Source organism: Aminobacter sp. P4_H6_2, from assembly GCF_056400805.1.
In genome coordinates this window covers 1-3,978 of sequence record NZ_JBFUKO010000511.1, presented here as the reverse complement: position 1 = coordinate 3,978, position 3,978 = coordinate 1, and the positions used below count along the sequence as shown (strand labels likewise).

Genomic DNA, 3,978 nt, shown 5'->3' with positions numbered 1-3,978 from the left:
GATCGGAGAACGCGCTCCGCCAGACTTCCTTGTGAATGATGTTGGCGACTTTAGCCCCGCCTGAATCGGGCTCCTTTCACGTGAATGCGTCGGGCATCGACGCCTTCTTCGCGGCAATGAAGTCCTTGAGCCCGTCGTCGATGCCCGGGTCGAGATACGGCGCTTCGTAGCTTTCGAGCCAGCGGCGGGCGAGTTCGTTGGCGCGCTGAGGTGCTGTCTTTTGGCCCTCGGCCAGCCACTGCTCGTAGGAATTGTTGTCGGCAATGCTGGAGCGGTAGAACGCCGTCTGGAAGTTCGCCTGGGTGTGGTCGCAGCCGAGATAGTGGCTGCCGGGCCCGACCTGACGGATGGCATCCATCGCCTGGCCGTTTTCCGACAGGTCGACGCCCTCGGAAAACCGCTGCGTCATGCCGAGCTGGTCGATGTCCATCATGAATTTTTCGTAGCAGGAGGCGAGACCGCCTTCGAGCCAGCCGGCCGAATGCAGCACAAAATTGGTGCCGGCGAGAATGGTCGAGTTGAGCGTGTTGGCGCTTTCATAGGCCGCCTGGGCGTCCGGAACCTTGGAGGCGCAGAGCGAGCCGCCGGTGCGGAACGGCAGGCCAAGGCGGCGGGCAAGTTGTGCCGCACCATAAGAAACCAGCGATGGCTCCGGCGTGCCGAAAGTCGGTGCGCCTGACTGCATGGAGATCGACGAGGCGAAGGTGCCAAACAGCACCGGCGCGCCCGGGCGGATCAGCTGGGTGAAGGAAGCGCCGGCCAGAACCTCGGCCAGAACCTGGGTCAGCGTGCCGGCAACCGTCACCGGGCTCATCGCACCGGCAAGGATGAACGGGGTGACGATGCAGGCCTGGTTGTGGCGGGCATAGACCTTGAGCGCGCCCAGCATGGTCTCGTCGAAGACCATCGGCGAGTTGGCATTGATCAGGCTGGTCAGCACCGTGTTGTTTTCGACGAAATCGTCGCCGAAGACGATCTTGGCCATGGCGATCGTGTCTTCCGCGCGTTCGGGCGCGGTCACCGAGCCCATGAACGGCTTGTCGGAATATTTGATGTGGGAATAGATCATGTCGAGGTGGCGCTTGTTGACCGGCACGTCGACAGGCTCGCACACCGTGCCGCCAGAATGGTGGATCGACGGCGCCATATAGGCGAGCTTCACGAAATTGCGGAAATCCTCGATCGTCGCATAACGGCGGTTACCGTCCAGGTCACGCACGAAGGGCGGGCCATAGACCGGGGCGAACACAGTGGCGTTGCCGCCGATCTGAACCGAACGCTCTGAATTGCGGGCGTGCTGCGTGTAGGTGGACGGTGCCGTCTTCAGCAGCGAGCGGCACAGGCCCTTGGGAAAGTGCACGCGCTCGCCCTTGACGTCGCAACCGGCATCTCTCCAGAGCTGCAGCGCTTCGGCGTCGTCGCGAAATTCGATGCCGATCTCCTCGAGCACGGTGTCGGCGTTTTGCTCGATGATCGCCAGCCCCTCCTCGTTGAGGACCTCATAAACGTTGATCTGGCGCTTGATGTAGGTGAGCTGGGTGCCGGGCCCACTGCCCGAACGCGCCGCGCGCCGCGCCGCGGCTCCGCCGCTTGCACCACGCCCGCGCCGCGCGTTCGACGCTTCCTGATCGGTCACGAGGTTTTCTGTCATCGCCGTCATCCCTGAAACACGTTTGGCCGCCTGTCGCAGCACCTCGTCGGATCGTAGTCATGCACCCTAGGCGAAACGGCTTGCCAGCGCCAACGCCTGTCGCAAAATCGACAAGCAGGTCGGCAAGTTATCAGTCGCTTTCGTTTTGCAGGAGGTCGCAAATCAGCTATGGATTTGTAGCACTTGCAAGCTAGGTATAGCGCAGTAGCCGCACGCTGAATTTCGGCGCTGCATGAGGGAGYCTCCAAAGATGTCCGACGACGAAATCATCCTGTCCGAGCTTTCCGACGACGAACTCGTGCAGCAGATGCACGACGACCTCTATGACGGGCTCAAGGAAGAGATCGAAGAAGGCACCAACATCCTGCTTGAGCGCGGTTGGGTGCCTTACAAGGTGCTGACCGAGGCGCTTGTCGAGGGCATGCGCATTGTCGGCGAAGATTTCCGTGACGGCATCCTGTTCGTTCCCGAGGTGCTGCTTTCCGCAAACGCCATGAAGGCCGGCATGTTCATCCTGCGCCCGCTGCTTGCCGCCACCGGCGCGCCCAAGCAAGGCAAGATGGTGATCGGCACGGTCAAGGGCGACATCCATGACATCGGCAAGAACCTGGTGGGCATGATGATGGAAGGTGCTGGCTTCGACGTCATTGACCTTGGCATCAACAATCCGGTCGAAAAATATCTGGCAGCGATCGAGGAGCACCAGCCCGACATCATCGGCATGTCAGCGCTTCTGACGACGACCATGCCCTATATGAAGGTCGTCATCGACACGATGAAGGAAAAAGGCATCCGCGACGACTTTGTCGTGCTCGTCGGCGGCGCTCCGCTGAACGAGGAATTCGGCAAGGCCGTGGGTGCGGATGCATACTGCCGCGATGCGGCGGTGGCTGTCGAAACGGCCAAGGACTACATGAAGCGCAAGCACAATCTGCGCGCCTCGGCCTGAACGGAAAAAGCCGTGCCTGGCAGCACGGCTTTTTTTGTCGGAGCTTGTGGATTTGGCTTATCGCCGGACCGTTTCTTCAACGGCGTTGGCTGTGCCTTTGACGTCCTTGCCGACGCCCCGAACGGTGTTGGCGCAGGCCGAAAGTGCAAGCACGCAGGCGATGGCGGCGATCGGTACAAAGCGTGACAGTTTCATGGGCAATGTCTCCCTCATCATGTTTGCAATATTTGCCTATCAGGAACGAAAACCGGCTAAACTGGTTCCATGAACGCCCCGCAAAAGCAAAAACACAGTCCAGGCGAGAAATTGCTGGTCATCGGCTGTGGCATGATTGCGCGCGAAGTACTGGCGGTAAAGCAACAGCTGGGGCTTGATCACCTCGAACTGACCTGCTTGCCGGCTGACTTTCACTTCCACCCCAATCGCATCGCGCCCGCCATGGACAAGGCGATCACCGAAGCAAAGGCGGAAGGTTACCGGCACATCTATGTCGGCTATGCCGATTGCGGCACCGGCGGTCTGCTCGACCGCGTCTGCGAGAAACACGGTGTCGAGCGCATGGCTGGGCCGCACTGCTTTGCCTTTTACCAGGGCGCTGCTGCCTATGCGGAAGTCGGCGAGGCCGACATGATGTCGTTTTACATGACCGACTTCCTGTGCCGCCAATTCGAGGCCTTCTTTATCAAGCCGCTAGGGCTCGACAGGCATCCCGAACTGGTGACTGATTATTTCGGCAACTACGAAAAGCTGATCTACCTCGCCCAGACAGATGACCCTGCCCTCGACAAGGTCGCCGAAGATGCGGCCAAGATGCTTGGCCTCGTCTACGAGCGCCGCGCAACCGGTTATGGCGACCTGCCCCAAGCTCTTGCCAAAGCCGCAGCCGGTGCGGCAGATCATCAAAGCGCCTGATTCCTCCCCTGAGGTTCGGCCATACGGGGGAGGCTTTCATGGTTTTTCGCAACCTGATTCTGGCAGCGATTCTCGCGACCTATGCTGGTGCTGCCCATGCCGACGGYATGGTGCAGAAACTGATGACGCCAGCCGACAAGGCTCGGCTCGAAAAATACGAAATCACGCGCAAGGAAGCGCTTCAGGAAGCCAAGACTGGCTTGGCCCGCGAAGTCGCCGTCCTCGATGCGATCGTGGCGAAGCAGCCCTTGTCCTTTTCCGATTTCGACATGACGGGAAATTGGCAGTGCCGCACCATCAAGGCCGGCGGCATCGGCAATCTCGTTGTCTATGACTGGTTCAAGTGCAAGGTCACGGACGACGGTTCGGGCTGGATGCTCGAGAAGACGTCGGGCTCGCAGCGCACCAAGGGTCGCTTCTATACCGACAGCGACATTCGACTGATCTATCTYGGCTCGGGCTACGT

The 3,978-nt window shown here is 60.3% G+C and carries 5 protein-coding genes; 3 read left to right on the top strand and 2 right to left on the bottom strand.

Features of this window, described 5'->3' with window-relative positions; all coding sequences use genetic code 11:
• Nucleotides 1-76: 76 nt before the first annotated feature.
• Nucleotides 77-1,651, bottom strand: coding sequence for a trimethylamine methyltransferase family protein (locus tag AC1DUU_RS25480; protein WP_476786157.1), 1,575 nt, complete (start codon nucleotides 1,649-1,651; stop codon nucleotides 77-79).
• A gap of 250 nt (nucleotides 1,652-1,901) precedes the next feature.
• On the opposite strand from AC1DUU_RS25480, the gene AC1DUU_RS25475 reads away from it, so the two are divergent.
• Nucleotides 1,902-2,600, top strand: coding sequence for a corrinoid protein (locus AC1DUU_RS25475; RefSeq protein WP_476786156.1), 699 nt, complete (start codon nucleotides 1,902-1,904; stop codon nucleotides 2,598-2,600).
• Between the two features lie 57 nt (nucleotides 2,601-2,657).
• Here AC1DUU_RS25475 and AC1DUU_RS25470 read toward each other — a convergent pair whose 3' ends face one another.
• On the bottom strand, nucleotides 2,658-2,795 hold the full coding sequence (locus AC1DUU_RS25470; RefSeq protein ID WP_476786155.1) for an entericidin EcnAB: 138 nt from the start codon (nucleotides 2,793-2,795) through the stop codon (nucleotides 2,658-2,660).
• A gap of 69 nt (nucleotides 2,796-2,864) precedes the next feature.
• Between AC1DUU_RS25470 and AC1DUU_RS25465 the strand changes: the two genes are divergently transcribed.
• On the top strand, nucleotides 2,865-3,512 hold the full coding sequence (locus AC1DUU_RS25465) for a DUF1638 domain-containing protein (RefSeq protein ID WP_476786154.1): 648 nt from the start codon (nucleotides 2,865-2,867) through the stop codon (nucleotides 3,510-3,512).
• Between the two features lie 38 nt (nucleotides 3,513-3,550).
• Nucleotides 3,551-3,978, top strand: a 428-nt coding sequence (locus tag AC1DUU_RS25460) for a DUF4893 domain-containing protein (protein ID WP_476786153.1), incomplete at its 3' end; no start/stop codon positions are given.

What these genes read in the sequence shown, in the direction of transcription:
- AC1DUU_RS25480 (WP_476786157.1), bottom strand. Translation starts at nt 1,651, where the DNA reads ATGACAGAAAACCTCGTGACCGATCAGGAAGCGTCGAACGCGCGGCGC.
- AC1DUU_RS25465 (WP_476786154.1), top strand. Translation starts at nt 2,865, where the DNA reads ATGAACGCCCCGCAAAAGCAAAAACACAGTCCAGGCGAGAAATTGCTG.
- AC1DUU_RS25475 (WP_476786156.1), top strand. Translation starts at nt 1,902, where the DNA reads ATGTCCGACGACGAAATCATCCTGTCCGAGCTTTCCGACGACGAACTC.
- AC1DUU_RS25470 (WP_476786155.1), bottom strand. Translation starts at nt 2,795, where the DNA reads ATGAAACTGTCACGCTTTGTACCGATCGCCGCCATCGCCTGCGTGCTT.